The organism is Flavobacterium sp. 5 (assembly GCF_002813295.1).
Taxonomy (GTDB): domain Bacteria; phylum Bacteroidota; class Bacteroidia; order Flavobacteriales; family Flavobacteriaceae; genus Flavobacterium.
On record NZ_PHUE01000001.1, the window covers coordinates 4779877 to 4805821 of the forward strand.

Annotated in this window: 23 protein-coding genes, 1 tRNA gene and 1 pseudogene; 20 read left to right on the forward strand and 5 right to left on the reverse strand. The window is 30.8% G+C overall.

The genetic code is table 11. The annotated features are described in order from the left end of the window. Positions 1-229: 229 nt before the first annotated feature. Both CLU82_RS20040 and CLU82_RS20045 read left to right on the forward strand, forming a co-directional pair. Positions 230-2920 carry a PAS domain S-box protein gene (locus CLU82_RS20040; RefSeq protein WP_232735280.1) on the forward strand — a complete coding sequence of 897 codons (2691 nt, stop codon included), beginning with the start codon at positions 230-232 and terminating at the stop codon, positions 2918-2920. Then, positions 2917-3312, forward strand: a complete 396-nt coding sequence (locus tag CLU82_RS20045) for a response regulator (protein WP_100844771.1) — start codon at positions 2917-2919, stop codon at positions 3310-3312. Before CLU82_RS20040 ends, CLU82_RS20045 begins: the two co-directional genes overlap by 4 nt. Here the strand turns inward: CLU82_RS20045 and CLU82_RS20050 are convergent. Then, positions 3309-3854, reverse strand: coding sequence for a hypothetical protein (locus CLU82_RS20050; protein ID WP_100844772.1), 546 nt, complete (start codon positions 3852-3854; stop codon positions 3309-3311). The two genes, CLU82_RS20045 and CLU82_RS20050, sit on opposite strands and share 4 nt — an antisense overlap. A 181-nt stretch (positions 3855-4035) precedes the next feature. Here CLU82_RS20050 and CLU82_RS20055 point away from each other — a divergent pair, with 181 nt between their 5' ends. The 9 genes and pseudogenes from CLU82_RS20055 (at position 4036) to CLU82_RS20905 (ending at position 8560) form a co-directional block, all read left to right on the forward strand. Next, positions 4036-4278, forward strand: coding sequence for a hypothetical protein (locus CLU82_RS20055; RefSeq protein ID WP_100844773.1), 243 nt, complete (start codon positions 4036-4038; stop codon positions 4276-4278). A gap of 167 nt (positions 4279-4445) precedes the next feature. After that, complete coding sequence (locus CLU82_RS20060; RefSeq protein ID WP_100845096.1) at positions 4446-4886, forward strand: KTSC domain-containing protein; 441 nt, start codon at positions 4446-4448, stop codon at positions 4884-4886. A 157-nt stretch (positions 4887-5043) separates the two neighbouring features. After that, positions 5044-6087 (forward strand): transposase, encoded by a 1044-nt coding sequence (locus CLU82_RS20065; RefSeq protein WP_232735281.1) that lies wholly within the window; start codon positions 5044-5046, stop codon positions 6085-6087. Positions 6088-6101: 14 nt separating this feature from the next. After that, a complete protein-coding gene (locus tag CLU82_RS21055; protein ID WP_232735282.1) occupies positions 6102-6263 on the forward strand; it encodes a hypothetical protein in 162 nt (53 codons plus the stop codon). 174 nt (positions 6264-6437) lie between these two features. Beyond that, on the forward strand, positions 6438-6656 hold the full coding sequence (locus CLU82_RS20070; RefSeq protein ID WP_100844774.1) for a hypothetical protein: 219 nt from the start codon (positions 6438-6440) through the stop codon (positions 6654-6656). 259 nt (positions 6657-6915) lie between these two features. Next, positions 6916-7671, forward strand: coding sequence for a DUF4369 domain-containing protein (locus CLU82_RS20075; RefSeq protein WP_100844775.1), 756 nt, complete (start codon positions 6916-6918; stop codon positions 7669-7671). Positions 7672-7689: 18 nt separating this feature from the next. After that, positions 7690-8076 (forward strand): annotated as a pseudogene (locus CLU82_RS20080) (TlpA family protein disulfide reductase); the annotation flags it as partial. A 172-nt stretch (positions 8077-8248) separates the two neighbouring features. Then, positions 8249-8329: transfer RNA gene (locus tag CLU82_RS20085), tRNA-Tyr, on the forward strand. Between the two features lie 114 nt (positions 8330-8443). Next, positions 8444-8560, forward strand: a complete 117-nt coding sequence (locus CLU82_RS20905) for an amino acid permease C-terminal domain-containing protein (RefSeq protein WP_255409725.1) — start codon at positions 8444-8446, stop codon at positions 8558-8560. A 79-nt stretch (positions 8561-8639) separates the two neighbouring features. Here the strand turns inward: CLU82_RS20905 and CLU82_RS20090 are convergent, their stop codons facing one another. Beyond that, positions 8640-9332, reverse strand: a complete 693-nt coding sequence (locus tag CLU82_RS20090) for an SIMPL domain-containing protein (RefSeq protein ID WP_100844776.1) — start codon at positions 9330-9332, stop codon at positions 8640-8642. Between the two features lie 24 nt (positions 9333-9356). Then, on the reverse strand, positions 9357-9995 hold the full coding sequence (locus CLU82_RS20095; RefSeq protein ID WP_100844777.1) for a rhomboid family intramembrane serine protease: 639 nt from the start codon (positions 9993-9995) through the stop codon (positions 9357-9359). Positions 9996-10181: 186 nt separating this feature from the next. On the opposite strand from CLU82_RS20095, the gene CLU82_RS20100 reads away from it, so the two are divergent. From CLU82_RS20100 to CLU82_RS20110, 3 genes are all read left to right on the forward strand, one after another. After that, positions 10182-11051 carry a lysophospholipid acyltransferase family protein gene (locus CLU82_RS20100; protein WP_100844778.1) on the forward strand — a complete coding sequence of 290 codons (870 nt, stop codon included), beginning with the start codon at positions 10182-10184 and terminating at the stop codon, positions 11049-11051. Positions 11052-11153: 102 nt separating this feature from the next. After that, the gene (locus CLU82_RS20105) at positions 11154-12023 is read left to right on the forward strand and encodes a lysophospholipid acyltransferase family protein (protein ID WP_100844779.1); all 870 of its coding nucleotides are present in this window, start codon (positions 11154-11156) and stop codon (positions 12021-12023) included. 100 nt (positions 12024-12123) lie between these two features. Then, positions 12124-12993 carry a lysophospholipid acyltransferase family protein gene (locus tag CLU82_RS20110; protein WP_100844780.1) on the forward strand — a complete coding sequence of 290 codons (870 nt, stop codon included), beginning with the start codon at positions 12124-12126 and terminating at the stop codon, positions 12991-12993. 85 nt (positions 12994-13078) lie between these two features. Here CLU82_RS20110 and CLU82_RS20115 read toward each other — a convergent pair whose 3' ends face one another. After that, positions 13079-14566 carry an aminotransferase class V-fold PLP-dependent enzyme gene (locus CLU82_RS20115; RefSeq protein WP_100844781.1) on the reverse strand — a complete coding sequence of 496 codons (1488 nt, stop codon included), beginning with the start codon at positions 14564-14566 and terminating at the stop codon, positions 13079-13081. Between the two features lie 331 nt (positions 14567-14897). Beyond that, positions 14898-16286 (reverse strand): phosphoglucosamine mutase, encoded by a 1389-nt coding sequence (gene glmM / locus CLU82_RS20120; RefSeq protein ID WP_100844782.1) that lies wholly within the window; start codon positions 16284-16286, stop codon positions 14898-14900. Between the two features lie 153 nt (positions 16287-16439). Here glmM and CLU82_RS20125 point away from each other — a divergent pair, with 153 nt between their 5' ends. From CLU82_RS20125 to CLU82_RS20150, 6 genes are all read left to right on the forward strand, one after another. Next, complete coding sequence (locus CLU82_RS20125) at positions 16440-17024, forward strand: ACP phosphodiesterase (protein ID WP_100844783.1); 585 nt, start codon at positions 16440-16442, stop codon at positions 17022-17024. Positions 17025-17109: 85 nt separating this feature from the next. Next, positions 17110-18795 (forward strand): gamma-glutamyltransferase, encoded by a 1686-nt coding sequence (gene ggt / locus CLU82_RS20130; RefSeq protein WP_100844784.1) that lies wholly within the window; start codon positions 17110-17112, stop codon positions 18793-18795. 136 nt (positions 18796-18931) lie between these two features. Next, complete coding sequence (locus tag CLU82_RS20135) at positions 18932-20095, forward strand: serine protease (protein ID WP_100844785.1); 1164 nt, start codon at positions 18932-18934, stop codon at positions 20093-20095. Positions 20096-20154: 59 nt separating this feature from the next. Continuing rightward, positions 20155-21948, forward strand: coding sequence for a chloride channel protein (locus CLU82_RS20140; RefSeq protein WP_100844786.1), 1794 nt, complete (start codon positions 20155-20157; stop codon positions 21946-21948). A gap of 175 nt (positions 21949-22123) precedes the next feature. After that, positions 22124-24955 (forward strand): excinuclease ABC subunit UvrA, encoded by a 2832-nt coding sequence (uvrA, locus tag CLU82_RS20145; RefSeq protein ID WP_100844787.1) that lies wholly within the window; start codon positions 22124-22126, stop codon positions 24953-24955. Between the two features lie 136 nt (positions 24956-25091). Beyond that, entirely contained in the window at positions 25092-25820 is a 729-nt protein-coding gene (locus tag CLU82_RS20150) for a TIGR00730 family Rossman fold protein (RefSeq protein WP_100844788.1), read from the forward strand. The last annotated feature ends 125 nt before the right edge of the window (positions 25821-25945 follow it).

Sequence of the window (25945 nt, forward strand, 5' to 3'; positions counted from 1 at the left end):
AAATGCTATCTTTATGATTGAAAATTCCGAGCTTACCTAGAATTGCAATCTTTTTTTACATTTATTTATAAAACATATGAAATACAAAAATAAATGGCCTAAATATTTTCGATGGTTTTTGAATAAACCTAAAACTGTAGGACTTTTGTTTTTTTTTATTCTAAGCTTAGTAGTTTCGTTTGTTATCTTTCAACGTATTCATATCCTCAATGAAAATAAGAACTATGAGATGCAAACTGTTCTCGAAAATTTACATCAAAATATTGATCAAAATTTAAAAAGTTGTTATACATCTACTCTTACGTTAGCCTTAACAATTAATGACAATGGAATTCCTGAGAATTTTGAATCTATAAGTTCACAACTCTTGGCTTCTAACAAGTGTATTAGTGCTGTTCAATTGGTACCAAATGGAATTATTAAATACGTTTTCCCTTTCCAAGAAAATCAATTTGCTTTAAATCTAAATATTTTAAAAAATCCAAGTCTTAAAAAAGAAGCTTTAAAATCTATTATTAATAAAAGAATGTATTTTGCTGGACCTTTATATTTAAAACAAGGAGGCATTGGAATTGTTGGACGATTACCTGTTTACAAAAAAAATAAATTTTGGGGATTCTCAGCTGTCATTATTAAATTAGAAAATTTATTAAAAATATCTGGAATCAATACAATTGACACTAGTAAATACTATTTTCAGTTTTCAAAAGTAAATCCGAATACCAATAAAGAAGATTTTTTTCTTCCTTTTCGAAGAGAAAATTTTAATAACAAACAAATTTCTATAAGAATCCCTGATGGAAATTGGAAGTTATATCTTATTGCTAAAAAACAAACTAATAATTATTCGGTTCTATATCTTCCTTCTATTCTAGGTTTTACTTTATCATTACTATTTGGAACTTTGATAACGATTTTATTAGATAGACCAAGAAGATTACAACAATTAGTTGATATTCAAGAAGAAATGATTTTAAATAGTCAAATAAAATTTAAAACTATTTTTGATCAAGCACCAGTAGGAATTGCTCTAATAAGAAAAGATACAGGGGGTTTTATAGAGGTTAATAAGAAATTTTGTGCATTGATTGGCTATTCTGAACAAGAAATGAAATTAAAAAATTATAAATCTATAACACATCCCAAAGACTTAATAATAAATAAATCAGTTTCTGGAGAATTAATAGATAAAAATGATACTGATTATTCTTTAAAAAAACGATACATAACTAAAAATGGAAATACTGTTTGGGCAAATTTAATTGTATCATCTCTTTTTAGTGTAAATGAAAATTTAAATACTAACATTGCAATTATTGAGGATATAACATTGCAAAAGCAAATTCTTGATAATCTTAAAGATAGTGAGAAACAATTTAAAAGTTTATTTAAAAACTCTCCTATTCCACTATGGGAGGTTGATATGTCTTTGGTAAAAAATCATCTTAATGATTTAAATTTAATTGCTAAAGAGCCAATATTTGTTGCTAACTATCTAAAAGAACACCCAGAAGTAACAAATGAATGTTTTTCTCTTATTAAAATTATTTCAGTAAATTATAAATGTTTACAGTTGCTTAATATAAAAACAAAGCGAATGCTGGCTTATAATTTAAAAATGGTAGTTGATAATGATACACTTATAGATTTTAACAAACAACTAATTGCTATTACACAAAGCAATAATCAGCTAACCTATGATTCTAAAATAAAAAACAGCAATGGAGAGTCTATAGATATTAATTTTAGATGGAATGCAGTTTTAGGGCATGAAAAAACAATGGATAGAATAATTATATCTACGGAGGATATTACTTTTAGAAAAAATAATGAAAAAATGATTATTGATTCACAGCAAAAAGTTGAGTCTCTTATCAATGCAATAGATGGAATCGTTTGGGAATGCAATATTGAAACCTTTTCATTTACTTTTGTCAGTAAAAAAGTTGAACAAATCTTAGGTTATACTTCAGAAGAATGGATTAGTGATCCCAATTTTTGGGGTAATCATATTCATCCCGAAGATAGAACATGGGCATTAGAATATTGTGAAACAAAAACCAAAGAAAATCTAAATCACGATTTTGAATATAGAATGATTTGTAAAGATGGGTCTGTAATTTGGATGCGTGATATGGTAAATCTTGTTTTTCAAGAAGGAAAAGCCGTCGGTCTTCATGGAATAATGATTGATATTACAAAATCTAAGAATATAGAAAATGATTTAAATAACTCATTCAATTTGGTCTCTAGACAAAATGAAAGGCTTTTAAATTTTTCTTATATAATTTCTCATAATTTAAGATCCCACACCAGTAATATTGCTTCAATTGTAACCTTGATTAAAGAAGCTGAAACAGAGCAAGAAAAAAAAGAATTAATGGATTTATTGGTGTCCGTTTCAGACTTACTTAACGAAACAATGGTTCATTTAAATGAGGTGATTAATATACGAACCAACATAAGCCTCGTAATAGAATCTTTGAATTTAAAAGAATGTGTAGACAATGTGATGAAAATATTTTCCAAACAAATTTTATTGAGAGAAGTTTCAATCATCAATTTGATACCAGAAGATTTAATAATCAATTATAATCCAGCTTATCTAGAAAGTACTCTATATAACCTTATTTCAAATGCAATTCGCTATAGTCATCCAGACAGAAAACCTAATATCATTTTAGAGTGGATCACAAAAAAGAATAAAAATTTCCTTCAAATTTCAGATAATGGTATAGGCATAGATTTAGAAAAATATGGAAATAAGATTTTTGGATTATACAAAACTTTTACTAATGATAGAACATCAAAAGGAGTTGGATTATTTATTACAAAAAATCAAATAGAAGCAATGGGAGGAACAATATCTGTTGAAAGCAAACTTAATCATGGCGCAACCTTTAAAATAGAAATTATATGAAACACATGACCATTTGGGTTATTGATGATGATCCAATATATCAAATTATTGTTAATAAAATGATCAAAAAATCAGAATTATTTTTAAATGTTTTGAGTTTTAAAAACGGAAAAGAAGCTATCGATGATTTCAAAAAGAAACTAGAAGAAAAAGAAACTCTTCCTAATATAATACTTTTGGATATAAATATGCCTGTTATGGATGGTTGGGAGTTTATGGCTGAGATGGTAGTCTTAAAAGAACAAATCAATGAAACAATTCAAATATATATTGTGAGCTCATCAATTGCAGTTGAAGACAAAAACAAAGCAAAACATTATCCTGAAATAGTTGCCTATTTGGTAAAACCTATTAATAATAATGACTTAACATTAATAACAGCTAACTATTAGCCAATTTCTCTTTTTATTTCTTCCAATGTTTTATTTGTAAAAATGAGCTCATCGATAATTTCTTTGCGTAACTCATCAATATCATTATAATCAAAATACTTAGCCCATGACGTAAGTTCAAATAAATTTCTAATTTGCTTAATTTTTTTTCCTGTCTCGAAACTTGTTCTAAGTATAGCTTTTCCATCATATACAGGGTTATTTCGGTGCTGATAATTCACCTTTTTCTTTGTGAAATTAGCCTCCAAATAGTACAATTCTTCTTCTGCATTATCGGGATAAAACTCATTCCAAGAAGCAAAACCAATTTTAAACTTAGACTCTGTTTCGGGTTCCATAGGCTCTAAACGCCATTTACTATTAGCCAAACGTCCCCAATGATTTGAAAGACGATACATTCCATTTTTTGTATAATAATATTTACTCCCCGACTGACTATCATATTGCACCTGCATTCCCGCTATCTTTTCAGGCAGCACTTCATGAAAAACACAAAACGTATTTTTAAAAGATTTTGGACTCGGACGAAACAATTTTTTCATGTAACAAAGGTAGTCACAAACTGTAATATCAAGCAAATCATTTAAAAAACAACCAAAATTAATACCTATTAGGCATGTCACCATTTACCTTTTTCGAAAAAGTAATTACAACTTCTATTTAGCTATCTTCATCAATAATTGTGTAACTTTGTCACAGAAATTGAAATAAAACATAAAGAATATGACCAAATCAGCAGAAGATAAAATGCCTCAAAAAGGTGTTTTTACAGGAATAATGGAGCAAGACGAAAACAAAAATTATTTTTGTGGAGAATATCTTTTAGACTTTAAAATGGCTCAAAGACACGAACTTGGAGATTGGATCACCATAAAAAGTATCATTGAAAACCCAAGTGACATTAGTTATAATAGATACCCTAAGAAATCTAAAAACTTCGATAAAGCAAACAGGAAATCTGAATAACAGCTATTTATGGTTTTAAATTATTAAAAAAAATCAAAGACACTTTTTTTGATTTTTTTTTTGCACTAAACTAAAAAGTTAAAAAAAAGTGTACCTTTGCAAAAAATTGTCGATTTTTAACCAGTTTAGTTTGGTTGAATAGTAAAAGACAAGTAGTTACCTTATTTATGAAAAAAATAGTTGAATACCGCAAACTACTTAATGTAGAAAAAACAGTAGAGCTTAAAGAATTGAAAACCATCTATCGTAATGCGATGAAAGATGCACATCCTGATAAATTTCAAGGTGATGAAGCTGGTTTAAAAGAAGCTGAAGAAAACAGTAAAAGAATAATTGAAGCTTACCATTTCTTAGTAAGTATCAACGCAGAGACAATCAAACAACTTTTACCTGAATATACTGAAACAACGACTACAGCAACTATAACAGACTACAAGTTTGTTGAAGGTAGATTGATCGTTAATTTCTCAAACGGTAGTGTTTATGAATACATTAGTGTACCTAAAGCTACTTATGTAAAAATGGTTAACGCAGATTCTCCTGGAAGATTTGCAAAAAGACATATATTTAATGCTTTTCCTTGGAGAAAAACGATCAACCAAGAATAGTTTTAAATTTAAAATAAAAAAAGCACTCTTAATAGGGTAGTCATGGTCGGAAGAAAATCTTCCGACTTTTTTTTGTTTTTAATTATTTATTTAACGAGATTTTTCTTGTTTATAGTATTAATTTTACGTATATTTATTACTGGTAAATCAGTAATCTATGGCAAATTTTAAAGACCACAAAGTATCCGTTAAAGAATTATTAGGCTTCATTCCAGAGGCTCTCTTATCCCATCTTTCCACCAGTACTAAAGTAGATCATTATTCAAAAGTTCTTCATGGCAAAAAAGTATTTTATCTGCTTTTATATTCTATAATGGATAACGAAAAGCTCAGCCAACGAACATTGGAAGACACCTTTAACTATTCAGGTTTTAAATCTATATTTAACTTGGATGAATCAGAAACTATCCGAAGAAGTTCAATTTCAGAGAGACTCTCGAAGATTGATGCGAGTTATTTCAAAGAAATTTTTGAATGTATGTATGATCGTTTTTCTGAGAGTTACAATCAGTTAGAAAGAGGCAAGTATAATTTAATTCGGGTAGATAGTACCATTGTTGCAGAAGCTGCTGGAAAACTCAAAGAAGGTATTGATCAAAAAAGCGGTAAAAAACTTATAAAATATAGTGTTTCCTTTGACGGAATTCTTCCTTCTGGTGTTGAGATATTTAATGCTCAAAGATATTCAGCAGAAGATAATGCTCTTCCCGAAGCTATTTTAAATCAAGTAAAAAAAGATACTGAACATAGCAATATTTACATTATCGACAGAGGTATTCAATCCATCCGAACTATGAAAGACTTTGATAAAAAGAATATCAAATTTGTTATCAGGTCTAAGGAAAACCGAAAACATCAAGAAATACGGTCTTTGATTCAGGAAAATCAGGATTTAGATATTGGAGAAAATATCTTAATTCAAGACAGTATTGTCAACCTTTACACAGGTGTTCCAATAAAAAACAAGCGAGGGAACACACATCATCGCCAAGAAAAAGTCGATAATCAATTCAGGCTAGTGGTTGTGAAAAACAAACAAAATCCCGAAAAAGCTTTTTGGTTTATTACTAATGATTTTCAACTTACTGCTAAAGAAGTTGCTGATTATTACAGGAAAAGATGGGATATTGAAGTTTTTTTAGATTTATCAAACAAGAACTCAATTTTAGTCATCTTGTTTCACTCAGCAAAAATGGAATAGAAGTAATGGTTTATATGACTTTAATTGTAGCAATGCTTATCCTTATATATAAAAAAGCAAATAATATTGGTTATAAAACCGCTAAAAGAAGATTTGTTTTGGAACTTAGAGAACTTATTACTGCAATAATGATAACGTTGGCAGGTGGAGATCCTTCAAAAGTCTTTAAAACATAAGTGGCCGGAATTTCTTCCGACCACTACTACTCTTAATAGGGTGCTTTTTTTATTTTAAAATGTAAATATTTGATAGCAAATAGATAAAACTTAAATTAGATTTTACTTAACATTTTTTTAACAAGTTTTTTAATAAATTAGCAAACCCAATAGACATTAACTTAACCGAAAAAAATGGATGCTAAAATTAACAACTATCAAAAACAGTACAAAAATGCTTTAAAAACAATTGAAAAGCTGCAAGAGGTCAAAGCTGATATTGATTTAAAATTAAAAGATAATCCTGTTTGTTCTTATTTACACAAAGACTTAAGGGGTGTAAATTTAGATATTACAATTACTCAAAATGAAATTGAACATATTGAGTCTTATTTACATGAATATAACAACTAAATTGTTTATTAATCATTAAAAATCAAAAACTGCCTATTAAACAAAAATACTTTTATCTTCAAAAAAGATTAAGAATGCTCACTTCTTAAACGAGAAATTCTTATCATTTATTAATAAAATAAAATTATAAACACTGTATTTTCTTATTTTTAACAACTTGAAATACTAGAAAATTATAACATAAATTTAGGGACTAAAGTTATTGTTAATTTATAATTTTAAATACTTTTGTAATCTTAAAAACAATTAACTAATAAAAATGAAAAAAATTATTTTATTTCTTACCGCTACAGCTTTACTTACTTCTTGTAGCAAAGACAAATACACTATCTCAGGAACTGCTACTGGATTTGAAAATGGAAAAACTGTTATCCTAGAGACTCAAGACGAGAAAGGAATGGGATTGATTGCTGTTGATACAGTAAAAATTGAAAACGGAAAATTTGAAATCAAAGGAAAAGTAACTGAACCATCTTTCCATACTTTACAAATCGAAGGAGCACAAGGTAAAATTCCATTTATCTTAGAAAATGGAGATATTACAGTTCTTGTAAATAAAGATACTATTCAAAAATCTAAAATTTCTGGTACTTATAATAATGATGAGTATGTGAAATTTAATGAAGAAATAACTAAAATACAAAAACCTTTAATGGCTTTTCAAACAGCTAATATGCAAAAAATGCAAATGGCTCAACAAGCTAAGGATACAGCAACTATTAATGGTTTGATGAAAGAATATACTAAAATTCAAACTGAAATTGGTGCAACTTCAAAAGCTAAATATGTTGATTATGCAAATACACATCCTAAAGCTTTTATTAGTGTACTAATTATTGAAGGAATGAGTAATGACCCTGCTGTAGATTCTAAAAAAATTGAAACTATGTACAATAGCTTAGATGAGTCATTGAAAAACTCTAAACACGGTAAAGCTGTAAAAACAAAAATTGCTTCATTAAAAACGCCTTCAGTTGGTGCTACAGCAGCTCCAGTTGCTCCAGCAGCTAAATGAAGAACAGATTTTTCTGCTCCTAATCCAGAAGGCAAGACAATTAGCCTTAAAGAAAGTTTAGGAAAAGTTACGATCGTTGATTTTTGGGCCTCTTGGTGTGGTCCATGCCGAAAAGAAAATCCAAATGTAGTTGCTATTTATAATGAATTACATTCAAAAGGTCTTAATATAATTGGTGTTTCTTTAGATGAAGATCCAGTAAAATGGAAAGATGCTATCGCAAAAGACAAATTAATTTGGACACAGGTTTCAAATCTTAAAGGTTGGGAAGAACCAATTGCCAAGCAATACAAAGTAGAATCTATTCCAGCAACTTTTATTCTTGATCAATCAGGAAATGTAGTTGCACAAGATTTAAGAGGCGATGAACTTAAAACAAAAATCATAGAATTATTAGGTAAATAAACCAATTTAGTAGTTCAAAATAAAAAATCTCCCTCGTGGAGATTTTTTATTTTATTCAATACCAATACATTAAAAATAATACTAAAATAAAGTGCTAAAAAAGTTTGTAGAACTAAAAAGTGTGTCTATATTTGCACCCGGATAACGAAATAAACGTTACCAAATAAGGTCTGGGGAGATACTCAAGCGGCCAACGAGGGCAGACTGTAAATCTGCTGTGTGAACTTCGCAGGTTCGAATCCTGCTCTCCCCACAAAAACGTTTCAAGCAATTGAAACGTTTTTTTTTGCTTTAAATTCAAAAAAAAAAAAAAAAAAAAATCATCTCTTTTGGATCAAATTTAAAAGTTACAGACTATGTAAATAATTTGATTAACCTAAAGAGGACTTGGTTACGACTTTTTATGTGGTTGGCAATTGGCTTTATAATCTATTTCATTTATGGTAAAAAAAGAAGCAAACTTAGAAATGAAATTAAATCATAAAAAAAAGCGCTTGAAATTCAAGCACTTTTTTGTAAAATTGGATTATTTCAATTTTTGATTGATTCAAAAATACTAAACTCTACTCTAGTTTAAAACTAACACTTACATTAGCTACTATCTCAATCTCTCCCACAGCCATTGTTTCTCTTGGCGCAGCACTATCAGATTTCATTGCCATAGTTCTCATTTCGCCATACACAGGTTGTGGATAATAGTTTTGTGAGTTATCTGTAACAACAGTTGCTAAGCCAACTTTTTGCCCTAAAACAGACACATAGTCTTCAGCTTTCATTTTTGCGTCCTTCATAGCTTGTTTTCGTGCTTCAGATTGGTATTGGGCTAATTTTGAAGATTGAAAAGTAACATTATCAATTCTATTGATTCCTTGATCTACTAATCCTTCCATTAATTCATCATACTTTGACAAATCTTTCAATAGAATTTCGATAGTTTGTGTTGCATTATAAGTATGCTTCTTTTTCTCAGGATCATACTGCGGATTCAAAGAGACTCTTTTTGTTTTGTAATCAGCAGGAGCTAAATTCATAGTTTTAATCAATTTTATAACAGCTTCCATTTGCTGGTCATTTTGTTTTTTTACATCTTTAGCATTTGTTCCTTTAGTTTCTACTGTAGCTAATATCATAACTTGATCGGGAACTACTTTAATCTTTCCCTCTCCAGAAACATTTATTTGAGGAACCAGTTTTACTTCTTGACTATAAGCAAGCACAGTAAATAAACAAACTAAGAATACAATTGATTTTTTCATACTTTTTAAAATTTAAATTATTATTTATAGTTTACCCATCTTTGCCATTCCAAAGAGAATAACAATAGGGATTGCTAACAAAACGGTCATTAAGGTGTGTTCTTGTATTAATTCAGGATTTCTTAATAGCGTAATCATATATCCGCCTATCGCTCCTCCAAAATGAGCTGTATGCCCAATATTATCATTTTTTGCTCTCATACCATAAATTGAATATAATAAATACAAAATACCAAATAAATAGGCAGGAATTGGAATTACAAAATACAATCCCAACATCATATCTGGATTCAATAAAATTGCAGAATATAATACTCCAGTTACTGCACCCGAAGCTCCAACTGCCCTATAGCCATAATCATCCTTATGAAAAGACATAGTCAATAAACTTCCAAAGATTAGGCTTCCAAAATAAACGAGAACGAATGAAAAGCTTCCCAAAAAACTAAATACGACTGGTGCAAAAAAATAAAGTGTTAACATATTAAAAAATAAATGCCCTATATCTGCATGTAGAAATCCAGACGATAGCATTCGAATTTGCTCTCCGGCACGAATACTTCCAACATGAAATTCATATTTTCTAAAAAAATAAAGATCATTAAAGCCTTTATAACTAATTAATACATTGGCCACAATAATTACAATCAAAATGATATTCATAAATAAGCAGGTTTTTAAAAATTTACTGTAAAGCTAACTAATATTTAATTTACAAATAGTACTACTACGACTGAATTCAAAGTAATTCTTTTTTTTCAAAAGTATTTAAAATTGATTATAATTAAATAAATCTTAAAGCACATTCAAAAACAGATTAATATCCTATATTTGGCGAAAAACAAAAAAATGAAATTCATTATTTATCTAATTGTTTACCCCTTTTTATGGTGTATTTCAATACTTCCCTTTCCGATATTATATTTATTTTCTGATTTTGTATATTTTATTCTTTATCGAATTATTGGTTATAGAAAAAAAACGGTACGAACAAATCTAAAGTTGACTCTACCCCATTTATCGGATAAGGAACGTTTGATTATTGAGAAAAAATTCTATCATCATCTTTGTGATTTGTTTCTTGAAATGATTAAAACAATGTCTATTTCCAAAGAAGAAATATGTAAAAGATATGTCTTTAAAAATTTCGAATTATATGCCGAACTAGAAAAGCAGGATAAAAGTATTGCTATTATGTGCGCACATTATGCCAGTTACGAATGGGTTGTATCTATGAACTATTACACAAAATTTAAAGGATATGGTATTTACAAAAAAATTAAAAACCCATATTTTGATAAATTAGTTCATTCTATTCGTTCCAAATATAACGCAACCTTAATTACCACTAAAGAAACAATCCCAATAATTGCAAATAACTACCGAAATAAAAACTTATCAACGTATGGATTTGCAAGCGACCAGTCTCCAAAAGAGAACCCTTCCAACTATTTTGCAAAGTTCATGGGTATTGAAGTACCAGTATATACTGGTGCTGAAATGTTATCAAAAAAATACGATATGAACGTAATTTTCTTAAGAACAAAAAAAATAAAACGTGGTTATTATGAAGGAACTATGGAGATTATAACTGAAAATGCAAAAGAATTACCTAATTATCAAATAACAGATCAGTTCTTAAAACTTGTTGAACAACAAATTTATGAAGCTCCAGAGTATTATTTATGGACTCATAAAAGATGGAAACATAAAAAATAGCATTTTAAAACAATCCTTATGTTCTAGTAGTGACAGATTTCTTAGTCTTGAAAGAACATAAAAAAAGCTATTATTTATTTAGATTTACAAAATTTTGATTACATGCAATATCTCATATATTTGCTTGCTTATCCTCTAATTTGGGGAATATCAATGCTTCCTTTTCGTTTATTATATTTGTTTTCTGATTTAGTCTATTTCGTTGCTTACCGAATAATTGGGTATCGTAAAAAAACGGTTCGAGAGAACTTAACCTTGGCACTTCCTAATTTATCAAATAAAGAGCGTTTAATTATTGAAAAAAAGTTTTATCAGCACTTGTGTGATATATTTCTTGAAATGGTTAAAACAATGAATATTTCAAAAAAAGAAATTTGTAAAAGATATGTCATTAAAAATTTTGAAATCTTTGCTGAGTTAGAAAAACAAGATAAAAGCATTGCTTTAATGTGTGCTCATTACGCTAGTTACGAATGGGCTATATCAATGAATTATTATATAAAATTTAAAGGTTTTGGAATTTATAAGCAAATTAAAAATCCATATTTTGATAAATTAATACATTCTATTCGATCAAAATTTAATGCACATTTAATAACTACAAAAGAAACAATCCCTACAATAGAAGTGAATTGCAAAAACAAAAACCTATCCGTTTATGGATTTGCAAGCGACCAATCACCAAGAGAAAGTTGTGCCTACCATTGGGCAAAATTCATGGGTATTGAAGTTCCTGTGCATACCGGAGCCGAAATGTTATCAAAAAAATATGATATGAATGTTGTTTTTCTAAAAACAAAAAAGATAAAACGTGGTTATTATGAAGCTACTATTGAAATTCTTTCTAAAAACGCCACTGAAGTGCCTAACTATGAGATTACAGACAATTTTCTAAAGCTTGTAGAACAACAAATCCATGAAGCTCCAGAATACTATTTATGGACTCATAAAAGATGGAAACATAGACGATAATACTTCACAATAATCATTTATCATAACAGGAATAGCATTTCTGAATTTTCAAAGAATAAAGAAAATAATTATTTTTTATCTTTGCATAAATTTAGAATTAATGCAATATCTTATATATCTACTTGCCTACCCTTTTATTTGGGTGATATCGATGCTTCCTTTTCGATTATTATACATAACCTCAGATTTGGTTTATTTCGTCAGTTACAGAATAATTGGTTATCGTAAAAAAACAGTTCGTGACAATTTAGCCTTGGCCCTTCCAAAATTATCTAACAAAGAACGATTGATTATAGAAAAAAAATTCTATCATCATATGTGTGATATGTTTCTTGAAATGATTAAAACAATGAACATTTCAAAAGAAGAAATCTGTAAAAGATTTGTTTTTAAAAACATAGAAGTATATAAAGAAATCGAAAAACAAGGAAAAAGTGTCGCGATTATATGTTCGCACTATGCTAGTTATGAATGGATTATTTCTATGAACTATTATTCTGATTTTGTTGCTTATGGTATTTATAAACAAATTAAAAATCCATATTTTGATAAATTAGTGCATAAAATACGTTCAAGATTCAATGCCAAATTAATAACAACAAAACAAACTGTGCCAACAATAATTAATAATAACAAAAATCATGTTTTGGCATTGTATGGTTTTGCAAGTGATCAAACTCCTAAAGCAAAAGCTGCAGTACATTGGTCTACATTTATGGGAATTGAAGTGCCAGTTCATGTGGGTGCCGAAATGCTTTCAAAGAGGTATAATATGAATTTGCTTTATCTTAATACTAAGAAAGTAAAAAGAGGTTATTATGAAGCAACTCTAGAACTGCTTTCTGACAATCCAAAAGATGTTCCAGATTTTGAACTAACAAACCAATATTTACATCTTTTAGAAAAACAGATTTACGAAGCTCCGGAATTTTATTTGTGGACACATAAAAGATGGAAATATAAGAGATAGTTTTGCTTATATATTTTATATAAAAAACACCTTTTCAGAAATTATATTTTGAAAAGGTGTTTTTTTTGAATTAGCAAATTTACTCTTATAATGAAAACCAATTTTTAACTAATGTATCTTCTAAAGCTTTAGCATTTTTATGAACAAACTCATTGGTTTCTTTATTATAATCATAATCTAATGACCAATTTTTGTGATTTTTAGCTAACGATTTTATACTCTCGCATACAAACTCAATTTCGGCTGTTGTTGTAGTCGGATGTATTGACATTCTAATCCATCCTGGCTTTCTAATTAGATCCCCTAAGCTAATTTCATCAATTAATTTATTGGAAGCTTCTTGATCTACATGCAATAAAAAATGACCATAAGTTCCGGCGCAACTGCATCCACCACGTGTTTGTATACCAAACTTATCGTTCAGTAATTTTACACCTAAATTAAAATGCAAATCTTCGATAAAAAAAGAAATTACCCCCAAACGATCGTGATGCTGACTGGCAAGGATTTTTATATTTGAATTAGAATTAAAGGAATCAAAAACATATTCGACAATTTCGTGTTCACGATTAAGAATATTATCTATTCCCATTTGCTCTTTCAACTGAATAGCCAAAGCTGTTTTTATAACTTGCAGAAAACCCGGGGTACCTCCATCTTCCCTATCTTCTATATTATCTAAATATTTATGTTCACCCCATGGATTTGTCCAGGAAACAGTTCCACCACCAGGACAATCAGGAATCATATTATGGTATAATTTTTTATTAAAAACCAAAACACCAGAAGTCCCTGGACCTCCCAAAAATTTATGAGGAGAAAAGAAAATGGCATCTAAATAAGATTCAGGATCTTCGGGATGCATATCAATTTTGACATAAGGACCAGAGCAGGCAAAATCTACAAAACATACCCCGTTGTGTTGATGCATCAATTTTGCCACTTCATGATATGGTGTTTTAATGCCAGTGACATTTGAACAAGAAGTTATTGAAGCAATTTTATATGCTCTATCCTTATATTTTTCTAATAAAGCAGTAAAATTGTCAAGACTAAAAAGACCTTCTTCACAGGACGGAATCACTTCAACATCTGCAATAGTTTCCAGCCAGGACGTTTGATTAGAATGATGTTCCATATGTGAAATAAAAACAATTGGTTTCTTTTCGGATGGAACATTGAAATATTCTTTTAGGTTCTCAGGAACTTTTAAGCCCAGAATACGTTGAAATTTATTTACAACACCTGTCATTCCGGTTCCATCAGTTATTAAAACATCATCGGAACTAGCATTAACATGATGCTTAATAATATGGCGAGCCTGATGATAGGATTTAGTCATAGCCGTTCCTGAAACAGTAGTCTCGGTATGGGTATTGGCTACAAAAGGGCCAAACTCATTCATCAATTTTTCTTCTATGGGGCGATACAAACGACCACTCGCTGTCCAGTCTGTATATATGATTTTTTGAAAGCCATAAGGCGACTCAAATTCTTGGTTAATTCCTATGATATTATTACGAAATTGTTCAAAATATTGCTCTAATGATGTGGGAACTTTTGTTGTAGACATAGCATTTAAATTTGACTTCAAATATATTGTTTTTTGATTAAATTAAATTGTCAGTCTTTGCGTTTTTATAAATTTAACCATTAAAAACAATAATTATCCTCAAATTAAGCCTTTTAATATTTATATTTCTGATAAAATACTCAACAAAAAGCAATTAATTCAATTCTCTATTTAACCCATTTAATCTATAGATTATAAATGAAAAATTTTAGATTCTCAAATTGTTTAAATGTTCGATTTTGGTCTTGTCTGCAGTAACACTAAAATTACAATACTTGTATTTCAAAAACACTAAACATAAAAAAAACCGACTCTCGTCGGTTTCTTTTTTTTAAATTCCTGCTACTGCTTTTATTTCATCAATGATTCGAAGAGCTAAATCATCTGCCAATTTTTGAGAAGAGGCTTCTGTATAAATTCTAATAATTGGCTCCGTATTTGATTTTCTTAAATGTACCCAATTTTCAGCAAAGTCAATTTTTACTCCATCAATTGTAGTGATATTTTCATTTTTATACTTTTCGGTCATAGCCACAAGAATCGCATCAACATCAATTTGTGGTGTCAATTCAATTTTATTTTTACTCATATAATATTCAGGATACGAAGCACGTAAAGCCGAAACTGAGATTTTTTTATTTGCCAAATGTGTCAAAAATAAAGCTATCCCTACCATACTATCACGACCATAATGTGATTCTGGGTAAATAATTCCGCCATTTCCTTCGCCACCAATGATCGCGTTATTCTTTTTCATCAATTCAACAACATTTACTTCACCTACAGCACTCGCTTCATAAGTTCCGTTATGGCTATTTGTTACATCACGCAGCGCACGAGATGATGACATATTGGACACTGTATTTCCAGAAGTTTTACTTAAAACATAGTCAGCGCAAGCCACCAAAGTATATTCTTCGCCAAACATTTCTCCATCTTCACTAATAAAAGCTAAACGATCTACGTCTGGATCAACTACAATTCCTAAATGTGCTTTTTCTTTAACAACTAACTCAGAAATATCAGTTAAATGTTCTTTTAAAGGTTCTGGATTATGAGGGAAATGACCGTTTGGTTCGCAGTATAATTTAACCACTTCAACGCCCATCAATTCTAATAATCTTGGAACAATAATTCCTCCCGATGAATTTACACCATCAACAACAACTTTAAATTTAGCTGCTTTTACTGCATCAACATCTACCAATGATAAGTTCAACACTTCATCAATATGGATATCCATATAAGCATCATTTTGAGTAATAGTACCCAAATTATCTACATCAGAAAAATCAAAAGCTTCGTCTTCGGCAATTTGAAGAATTTTTTCACCTTCAGCTCCATTTAAAAATTCCCCTTTTTCATTCAGCAATTTCAATGCATTCCATTGTTTTGGATTGTGAGAAGCAGTCAAAATGATTCCACCATCTGCTTTTTCCAAAGGAACAGCAACTTCAACAGTTGGAGTCGTTGACAGCCCTAAATCAATTACGTCAATTCCTAAACCGATAAGAGTATTGATAACTAAGTTATGAATCATAGGTCCTGAAATACGTGCATCACGACCCACTACTACAGTCAATTTATCTTTTTTTGAATAGTTTTTCAGCCAAGTTCCATACGCCGAAGCAAATTTTACTGCATCTACAGGAGTTAAATTATCTCCCACTTTACCTCCTATCGTTCCTCGGATTCCGGATATTGATTTTATTAAAGTCATTTTTTATTATTAAATGGTTATTTGTTACAAATATAAAAAAGTTGCTGAGTAACTAAGTGACTATGTAGCTAAGTTTTTGAATAAAGTTTCTTATTTTTACTAAATACAATGCCTTGGAAACTTATAAGCTTATTAACTTAGTTACTAAAAAAAATGAATTTTCTAGCCCATATTTATTTATCTGAAGACCATGAGTTGGTGAAAATTGGGAATTTTATGGCCGATGGAATTCGTGGTAAACAATTTGAAAATTATCACTCAGAAATCCAAAAAGGAATTATTTTACATCGATTCATAGATACTTATACAGATGCTCATACTATTTTTAGAAACAGCACCAAGCGTTTACATACCGAATATCATCATTATGCAGGAGTTATTGTTGATATTTTTTATGACCATTTTTTAGCCAAAAATTGGAATCAATATTCAGACGAAAAATTAGAACTTTATGTTGCTCGCTTTTATAATTCCTTAAAAGATAATTACGATTTACTTTCGGAAAGAGCCAGAGGGATGATGCCCTATATGATTGAACAAAATTGGTTAGTAAGCTATCAAACAATTGAAGGTATCCATCAAATTCTCACTCAGATGGATCGTCGCACCAAAAATGAATCAAAAATGCGATTTGCTTCCAATCAACTCAAAGAACATTACGCAGATTTTGAAGTAGAATTCACAACTTTTTTTGAAGAATTGAGGATGCAATCTCATCAAAAATTACTTTCAATATGAAATAAGTACTTCCGTAAATTGCTAGTAATAACAGATAACCTATACCAATTCCATGTCATGTTAAAAAAATAAACATTATCTACGTATGAAAAAAATAATATTCCTATTTATTGCAATATCTATAAACTGTTTTGCTCAAAATGAAACTAAATCTAGTACTGGACTCATTGTAAGCAAAGCAATGGTAGTTTCGGCACGTGAAGAAGCTTCTAAAGTTGGAGTGGAAATTATGCAAAAAGGTGGAAATGCATTTGATGCCATGGTTGCCACAGAATTAGCTTTGGCGGTTGCTTATCCATTTGCAGGAAATATTGGCGGAGGTGGATTCATGGTATTTCGCAAAGCAAATGGCGAAGTTGGATGTCTTGATTATAGAGAAAAAGCTCCTCTGGCTGCTTCCAAAAATATGTTTTTAGACAAAGATGGAAAAGTTATTAAAGGAAAAAGTACCGATACTCCACTTGCCATTGGTATACCAGGAACTATTGCTGGTATGTTTGCTGTTAATAAAAAATATGGTTCTATGCCTATGTCAGAGATTTTGAAACCTGTAATTGCATTAGCAGAGAAAGGAGTTATAGTTACCAAAAAACAAGAACGCACTCTCGCCAATTACAAAGATGCAATCATTAAAATCAACGGGGAAAATTCTAAATTTAACACTAATTATAAAGAAAACGATAGTGTTAAGTATCCAGTTTTGGCAGAGACTTTTAAACGCATTGCTAAAAATGGGAAAGATGAATTTTACAAAGGACAAACAGCTAAAAGTTTAGTAAAATATCTTCAAGAAAAAGGAGCTATTATCAGCATGAAAGATTTAGCCAAATATGAAGCAAAATGGAGAACTCCTCTTTCTTTTAATTATAAAGATTTAAAAGTAATTTCAATGTCACCTCCAAGCAGTGGCGGTATTTGCTTAGCACAAATTCTAAAAATGATTGCTCCTTATGATCTATCTAAAATGGGACATAACTCAGCAGAAGTAATACAGGTAATTGTAGAAGCTGAACGTAGAGCTTACGCCGATAGAAGTTATTTTTTGGGAGATCCAGATTTTGTAAAAATACCTTTAAAAGGACTTTTAGCAGACGATTATCTAACACAAAGAATGTCTAGTTTTAATTTAGATAAAGCCACATTATCATCTGAAATTAAAGAAGGTAAAGTTATTTATAATGAAAGTACTGAAACTACTCATTATTCCATAGTAGATCAATTTGGGAATGCGATAGCAGCGACAACAACTTTAAACGATGGCTATGGCTCAAAATATTATTGCGAAGAATTAGGCTTTTTCCTCAATAATGAAATGGACGATTTTAGCGTAAAACCTGGAGAACCCAATATGTTTGGTTTAGTAGGTAATGAAGCTAATAGTATCGCCCCACAAAAAAGAATGCTAAGTTCTATGACTCCTACAATAGTAGAAAAAAATGGAAAGCTTTTTATGGTTGTAGGATCTCCAGGGGGATCTACGATTATTACTTCTGTATTGCAAACAATACTGAATGTTTATGAATATAATTTAAGCATGCAAGAAGCTGTAAATGCCCCAAGATTTCACCATCAATGGCTACCTGATATAATTACATTTGAACCAGGTACTTTTGATACTCAGACATTCGATAAATTAAAATCTAAAGGCTACATTATCAATGAAAAAACGACTCCGGTTATTGGAAAAGTCGATGCGATATTGGCACTCCCTGATGGAAAATTAGAAGGTGGAGCTGATTTTAGAGGAGATGATAAGGCATCAGGGTTTTGATATTTATATTTTTAAATATTTAAACAACTACAAATCAGCTAATTATTTATTTATAATAAAAAAATTCAATTAAAATATAACTCTTTAAAATAAGTACGTTTTGTTTTACTAAATTTGCTTTCAAAATTTAGTAAAAATGACTGATAGCAACACTCCAGAAGAAAAAAATAACACAAACTCTTTAGCAGCCAATACGAAAGCCAGGAATAAAAAAATAGCATTGATAGTTGGAGTGGTAATTGTTTTAGGTGTAATTGTAGTTCCTCGTGTTTGGGCAAAATTTCATAAAAAAGAAACCATTTGCCTAAATAACCAAACTCAGATTTACGAAAAATACAAAGATGCTGTCGTACTTGTTAAACATACTTACGCTCTACAAATTTCAATTAAGGGTTCTGAACCTTTTCAAATAAAAGTTGACGATAGTTCATTTGATGAAAAAACTATTTCAGGAACTGGTTTTTTTGTTTCTGAAGATGGAAAAATTGTAACCAACCATCATGTTGCGGAGCCATGGAAATATATGGACCCAAAAACTGATGATTTCAGTGAGTTAAAAAGCCATATTGCAGCTATACTACCCGATTCAATTGATAAAAAAGAATATAAAACCTATCTTGAGTCACATTGGAATGATTATTATAGTGAAGGAGAAGAAGAAGGAGATTATTCTGAAGAAGAAGCTGCTACAGAAAACAAGGTAGCCGTCGCTAATGTTGATTCATCTATTGTAAACAGTGAAGTGAATGAATTAATATCCGACAATAAATCTGAAGAAACTGCAGTTACAAGCCAAATTATTTACACCAATTTAGATGATATTAATATTGTTCCCAATACAGTTGAAATTTGTGTAGCCTTACACGGTTCAAAAGATGATTGGTTGCAATGTAAAGTTTTTAAAATCGCAGATGGAGATGAAGTTGATGTAGCAATTTTGCAACTTAACAGTGAAAAATTACCAGCATCTGTAAATGATATAGTGGATTTGGACAATGCTGTAAAAGATGATTCTAGTTTAAAACCAGGGACTAATGCTATTTTAATTGGTTACCCTATGGGAATGCAGCTAGCAAATACTCGTAAAGGCATAAAAGTTCAAGTATATGAAGGACAAATAAATAAAGAATCTGATGGTGTAAGTGTTCAATATAATGTTACTTCTACACATGGTGCCAGTGGTTCACCAGTGTTTAATGAATGCGGTCAATTAATAGCAATTAATTATGCAGGATATGATCAGGCACAAGGTTATAATTTTGGAATTGTGGCTAAACATGCCATGTTATTAATGGAATAGTTTGCCATGTTTTTGAATTTAAAGTCATATTTTTGTCATAAATCAAGTAATAAGATATAATGTTGAAAGCTTTTTTTTCTAGACTCGAACAAATAATTGCTTTAGCACAATCGGCTTTAAGTCCAAAGAATTTTATTTTTTTATCAAGTGTATTAGTTGGAATTTCTTCTGCTTTAGCAGTAATTGTTCTAAAAACATTTGCTCACTGGGTTTTTAGGTTCGCAACTTATGTGACTGTTCATACCAATTTATTTAACGTAGGACTCATTAAGATAATGTTACCAGTTATTGGTATTATGCTTACTGTGTTTGTAATTAATCGATTTTTAGGAGGTTCCATAGAAAAAGGAACCTCACAAATTTTATATGCTGTTGCAAAAAAAGCAAGTATCATACCAAAAAAGCAAATGTATGCACAGATTGCTACCAGCTCGCTTACTGTAGGCTTAGGAGGTTCGGCTGGATTGGAAAGTCCAATCGTTATTACGGGAGCTGCATTTGGTTCCAACTATGCTCAAAAGTATAAATTACAATACAAAGACAGAACATTGCTTATTGGTTGTGGAGTTGCAGCAGGAATTGCCGCCGCTTTTAACGCTCCAATCGCAGGAGTTTTGTTTGCTGTCGAAGTTTTATTAGTAGATGTTAGTATTTCTGCATTTACACCTATAATGATTGCGGCAGCAACTGGAGCTTTGGTTTCTGCTGTCGCATTAGACGAAAGTATTTTATTGAATTTTCCAACAAGACAAACTTTCAATTTTCACAATATTCCCTACTATATACTTTTAGGAGTATGTACTGGTTTCATCGGAGTATATTATGCCCGTAATTTTCAAAAAGCGGAACATTATTTTGCTCATTTGCGCCTTTCTCCATATAAAAAAGCTTTTTTTGGAGCCTCCATTTTAGCACTTTTAATATTCGTTTTTCCAACTCTTTTTGGCGAAGGATATGAAAGTATCAGAACATTAGCAGAAAGCGATCCGGGTCAATTATTAGAAAACACTCTTTTTAAAGATTTTCGAGATAATAATTGGGCATTATTAGTTTTTGTAGGCTGCTCTTTTATGTTAAAAGCTTTTGCCACCGGAATAACTTTAGGAAGCGGTGGAAACGGTGGTAGCTTTGCTCCTGCCCTTTTCTTAGGTTCATATGTTGGTTTTTTCTTTTCAAAACTTTTGAATATGACAGGTCTGACTAATTTACCTGTTAGCAATTTTACAATGGTTGGAATGTCGGGAATCTTGAGTGGTTTATTCCATGCTCCCCTGACAGGGATATTCCTAATTGCAGAAATTACTGGAGGCTATGGCTTAATGATTCCTCTTATGATAGTTGCTTCTATCAGCTTTGCCATTTCTAAGCGTTTTGAAATTCATTCATTAGATGTTAAAAATCTAGCCAAAAAAGGTCATGCATTTACTAGTAATAAAGATTCGAATGTACTTTCTACTTTGGAAACAAATTCTATTATTCAGACCGATTATTTAACCGTTTCTCCAGATGAAAACCTTGAAAAATTAGTTGATTTAATCTCTCATTCCAATCAAGTAATTTTTGCTGTGGTTTCTAAAGAGAATAATCTATTAGGAATTGTGCATTTTAATGATATTCGAGAAATTATTTTCAATACGTACCGAGTAAAATACACACTAATCAAAGAAGTAATGGTTCAGCCGGTTGCTATTATTCATCCTAGCAATAGCATGGAAATTGTAATGAATAAATTTGAGTCAAGCCAAAAAACTTATCTTCCGGTAATCAGGGATGATAAATATTATGGTTTTATATCAAAATATGCAGCACTTGAAGCTTATAGAACCAAGTTAAAATCCATGATAATAGAATAATTGGTATCAATATTGAAGCTATGAACTAGCTTATTTATAAAAAATATCTTCAAGCAAGAAAGTGAAAACGCTAACTTCGGTTGGCGTTTTTTATTTCCCTTTTTAACACAATCTTCTAGACTGTTACAGTAAAAGAATCAATCAAAATGGTAACTTTGCTTTTTTCCAAAAAATTATGTTAGACACAGACAATACGATAGAAGTTCAAGGTGCGCGCGTACACAACCTAAAAAACATAGACGTTTCCATCCCTCGTGAAAAATTGGTGGTTATTACAGGGCTTTCGGGTTCTGGTAAATCCTCATTGGCTTTTGACACAATCTATGCCGAAGGTCAGCGCCGTTATGTAGAAACTTTTTCGGCTTATGCAAGACAATTTTTAGGTGGTTTAGAGCGTCCTGATGTTGATAAAATTGATGGGCTTTCGCCAGTAATTGCTATCGAACAAAAAACAACCAGCAAAAGCCCCCGTTCTACTGTGGGAACTATAACTGAGATTTATGATTTCCTGCGTTTGCTTTATGCTCGTGGTGCTGATGCATATAGTTATAACACTGGAGAAAAAATGGTTTCTTATTCGGATGACCAGATCAAGGAACTAATCATTCAGAATTTTACTGGAAAGAGAATTAACATTTTGGCTCCCGTAATTCGTGCTAGAAAAGGGCATTATGCAGAATTATTTCAACAAATAACTAAACAAGGTTTTTTGAAGGTTCGCGTAAATGGTGACATCTTAGATTTAGTTTCGGGAATGAAATTAGATCGCTATAAAACCCATGATATTGAAATTATTGTAGATCGAATGGTGATCGAAGATAATCCTGAGAATGATAAACGTTTATCCGAAAGTATAAACACAGCTATGCATCATGGTGAAAATGTTTTGATGGTTTTGGATCAAGATACGAATGAAGTACGTTATTTCAGTAGAAATTTAATGTGTCCTACAACTGGAATATCCTATCAAAATCCTGAGCCTAATTTATTCTCTTTCAACTCACCAAAAGGTGCTTGTGCGCATTGTAACGGATTGGGAACAGTTAATGAAATTAATGTTGGGAAAATCATTCCGAACTCTAAATTATCTATTAAAGCTGGAGGATTTGCTCCTTTAGGCGAATATAAATCATCTTGGATTTTCAAACAATTGGAAATCATCGGTGAAAAATATGGTTTTAAATTGACGGATGCTGTTGAAACCATTTCTGAAGAAGCAATGGAAATGATTCTGAATGGTGGAAAAGAAAAATTTTCAATCGAATCAAAAGTTTTGGGTATAACCAAAGAATATAAAATTGAGTTTGAGGGTATTTCACATTTCATTAAAAACCAACACGATGAAAGCGGTTCTACAACGATAAAACGTTGGGCAAAGGAATTCATGGACGAAATAAAATGTCCTGTTTGCGAAGGTTCCCGTTTGAAAAAAGAAGCTAATTATTTTAAAATATACGAGAAAAACATATCCGAGTTATGTGATATGGACATTTCGGATTTGACTACCTGGTTTTTGGATTTGGACAATCATTTATCAGATAAACAAAAACTAATTGCAACTGAAGTTATTAAGGAAATAAAAGACCGATTGGCTTTTTTGATGAATGTAGGTTTGAATTATTTGGCTCTAAGCCGAAGTTCCAAATCGCTGTCGGGAGGCGAAGCTCAACGTATTCGCTTGGCAACGCAAATTGGTTCACAGTTGGTCGGAGTTTTATATATTTTGGATGAGCCAAGTATTGGTTTACACCAAAGAGATAATGAAAAGCTGATTCATTCTTTGGAGCAGTTACGTGATATTGGAAACTCAGTTATTGTTGTAGAACACGACAAAGATATGATTGAACAAGCCGATTATGTTATTGATATTGGTCCAAAAGCCGGAAAATATGGTGGTAAAATTATTAGCATTGGAACTCCAGCAGAAACTTTAGCTTCAGATACTATCACAGCACAGTATTTGAATGGAAAAATGAAACTGAATATTCCTGAAAAGCGCAGAGAAGGAAATGGAAAATTCTTGAAGCTGACTGGTGCAACAGGTAATAATTTAAAAAATGTTACAATTGATTTGCCGTTAGGAAAAATGATTTGTGTTACAGGGGTTTCAGGGAGTGGAAAATCAACATTGATTAATGAAACCCTCTACCCTATTTTGAATGCATATTATTTTAATGGAGTTAAAATACCGAAGCCATATAAAAAAATAGAAGGTTTAGAACATATTGATAAAGTAATTGATATTGACCAAAGTCCAATTGGTAGAACACCACGTTCTAATCCTGCCACATATACCGAAGTTTTTACTGAAATTAGAAATTTATACACCATGACATCCGAAAGTATGATTCGTGGCTATAAAGCTGGACGTTTTAGTTTTAATGTCAAAGGTGGGCGCTGTGAAACATGCGAAGGTTCTGGTGTTCGTACTATTGAAATGAACTTTTTACCTGATGTTTATGTTGAATGTGAAACATGTCAGGGGAAACGTTTTAACAGAGAAACATTGGAGATTCGATACAAAGGAAAATCTATTTCGGATGTATTGAATATGACGGTTGATGAAGCGGTTCCTTTCTTTGAAAATATTCCTAAAATTTATCGAAAAATAAAAACGATTCAGGATGTTGGTTTGGGTTACATTACGCTCGGACAACAAAGTACCACACTTTCGGGTGGTGAAGCACAACGTATTAAACTGGCTGGTGAATTATCTAAAAAAGATACTGGAAATACCTTTTATATTCTGGACGAACCTACAACAGGATTGCATTTCGAAGACATTAGAGTATTAATGGATGTAATTAATAAATTGGTAGACAAAGGAAATACGATTTTGATTATCGAACATAATATGGATGTAATTAAACTAGCTGATTATATCATAGATATTGGCCCTGAAGGTGGAAAAGGTGGAGGAGAATTGGTAGCCAAAGGAACTCCAGAAGAAATTATAAAAAATAAGAAAAGCTATACAGCTCAATTTTTGAAAAAAGAATTATCTTAGTTTTAGAAATAACTCCTTTTGAAAACAGATGCCCTAGCCCCGATAGAAGTGAAAATCCTTTTATTTTGTTCCTTTAACAAAATAAAAGATTGTAACGAATAGCGGGAATAGCTTCTAAAAATTAACACTAAAACATATGAAACTAGAAGATTTTGATAATGACGAAGACAAAGTAATTCAAGATAGTTTTAAACAAAAAACTTGGAATGAGATTAGATCCAATGATAGTTGGGGAATTTTCAAAATCATGTCGGAGTTTGTAAATGGTTATGATACAATGGGTCGTATTGGTCCTTGTGTTACTATTTTTGGTTCGGCAAGAATAAAACCAGAAGATCATTACTATTTATTAGCTGAAAAAATTGCTTTTAAAATCAGTAAAGCTGGTTATGGCGTAATTACTGGTGGTGGCCCTGGTATTATGGAAGCTGGGAATAAAGGAGCACATTTAGGTGGCGGAACTTCGGTTGGACTGAATATTGAATTGCCTTTTGAACAACATTTTAATCCCTATATTGACAGAGATAAAAATTTGAATTTTGATTATTTCTTTGTTAGAAAAGTAATGTTTGTAAAATATTCGCAAGGATTTGTAGTGATGCCGGGCGGATTTGGAACTCTTGACGAATTATTTGAAGCTATTACTTTAATTCAGACCAAAAAGATTGGTAAATTTCCAATTATATTGGTTGGAACAAAATTTTGGGCCGGTTTAATTGATTGGATAAAAACGGTATTAGTTGAACAAGAACATACGATAAGTCCTGATGATTTGAATTTATTTAAGATTGTAGACACTGAAGATGAAGTAGTTGAAGTTTTGAATAAGTTCTATAAAAAATACGATTTGAGTCCTAATTTCTAATATAAAGAGCCGTTTTTAAAACGGCTCTTTTATTTCAACGTATTTAAATGCATTTTATAGCATTTAATACTGAACTTTTCTTAATATTTTGTAACTTGGATTAGCTTTATACGATTAGTAAACTA

Coding starts and splice junctions, on each gene's coding strand:
- ggt (WP_100844784.1), top strand. CDS start 17,110: ATGAAAAAAATAATATTCCTATTTATTGCAATATCTATAAACTGTTTT.
- CLU82_RS20110 (WP_100844780.1), top strand. CDS start 12,124: ATGCAATATCTTATATATCTACTTGCCTACCCTTTTATTTGGGTGATA.
- CLU82_RS20150 (WP_100844788.1), top strand. CDS start 25,092: ATGAAACTAGAAGATTTTGATAATGACGAAGACAAAGTAATTCAAGAT.
- CLU82_RS20055 (WP_100844773.1), top strand. CDS start 4,036: ATGACCAAATCAGCAGAAGATAAAATGCCTCAAAAAGGTGTTTTTACA.
- CLU82_RS20045 (WP_100844771.1), top strand. CDS start 2,917: ATGAAACACATGACCATTTGGGTTATTGATGATGATCCAATATATCAA.
- CLU82_RS20060 (WP_100845096.1), top strand. CDS start 4,446: ATGAAAAAAATAGTTGAATACCGCAAACTACTTAATGTAGAAAAAACA.
- CLU82_RS20140 (WP_100844786.1), top strand. CDS start 20,155: ATGTTGAAAGCTTTTTTTTCTAGACTCGAACAAATAATTGCTTTAGCA.
- CLU82_RS20075 (WP_100844775.1), top strand. CDS start 6,916: ATGAAAAAAATTATTTTATTTCTTACCGCTACAGCTTTACTTACTTCT.
- CLU82_RS20105 (WP_100844779.1), top strand. CDS start 11,154: ATGCAATATCTCATATATTTGCTTGCTTATCCTCTAATTTGGGGAATA.
- CLU82_RS20135 (WP_100844785.1), top strand. CDS start 18,932: ATGACTGATAGCAACACTCCAGAAGAAAAAAATAACACAAACTCTTTA.
- CLU82_RS20100 (WP_100844778.1), top strand. CDS start 10,182: ATGAAATTCATTATTTATCTAATTGTTTACCCCTTTTTATGGTGTATT.
- CLU82_RS20065 (WP_232735281.1), top strand. CDS start 5,044: ATGGCAAATTTTAAAGACCACAAAGTATCCGTTAAAGAATTATTAGGC.
- CLU82_RS20050 (WP_100844772.1), bottom strand. CDS start 3,854: ATGAAAAAATTGTTTCGTCCGAGTCCAAAATCTTTTAAAAATACGTTT.
- uvrA (WP_100844787.1), top strand. CDS start 22,124: ATGTTAGACACAGACAATACGATAGAAGTTCAAGGTGCGCGCGTACAC.
- CLU82_RS20070 (WP_100844774.1), top strand. CDS start 6,438: ATGGATGCTAAAATTAACAACTATCAAAAACAGTACAAAAATGCTTTA.
- CLU82_RS20090 (WP_100844776.1), bottom strand. CDS start 9,332: ATGAAAAAATCAATTGTATTCTTAGTTTGTTTATTTACTGTGCTTGCT.
- CLU82_RS20095 (WP_100844777.1), bottom strand. CDS start 9,995: ATGAATATCATTTTGATTGTAATTATTGTGGCCAATGTATTAATTAGT.
- CLU82_RS20040 (WP_232735280.1), top strand. CDS start 230: ATGCAAACTGTTCTCGAAAATTTACATCAAAATATTGATCAAAATTTA.
- CLU82_RS21055 (WP_232735282.1), top strand. CDS start 6,102: ATGACTTTAATTGTAGCAATGCTTATCCTTATATATAAAAAAGCAAAT.
- glmM (WP_100844782.1), bottom strand. CDS start 16,286: ATGACTTTAATAAAATCAATATCCGGAATCCGAGGAACGATAGGAGGT.
- CLU82_RS20125 (WP_100844783.1), top strand. CDS start 16,440: ATGAATTTTCTAGCCCATATTTATTTATCTGAAGACCATGAGTTGGTG.
- CLU82_RS20115 (WP_100844781.1), bottom strand. CDS start 14,566: ATGTCTACAACAAAAGTTCCCACATCATTAGAGCAATATTTTGAACAA.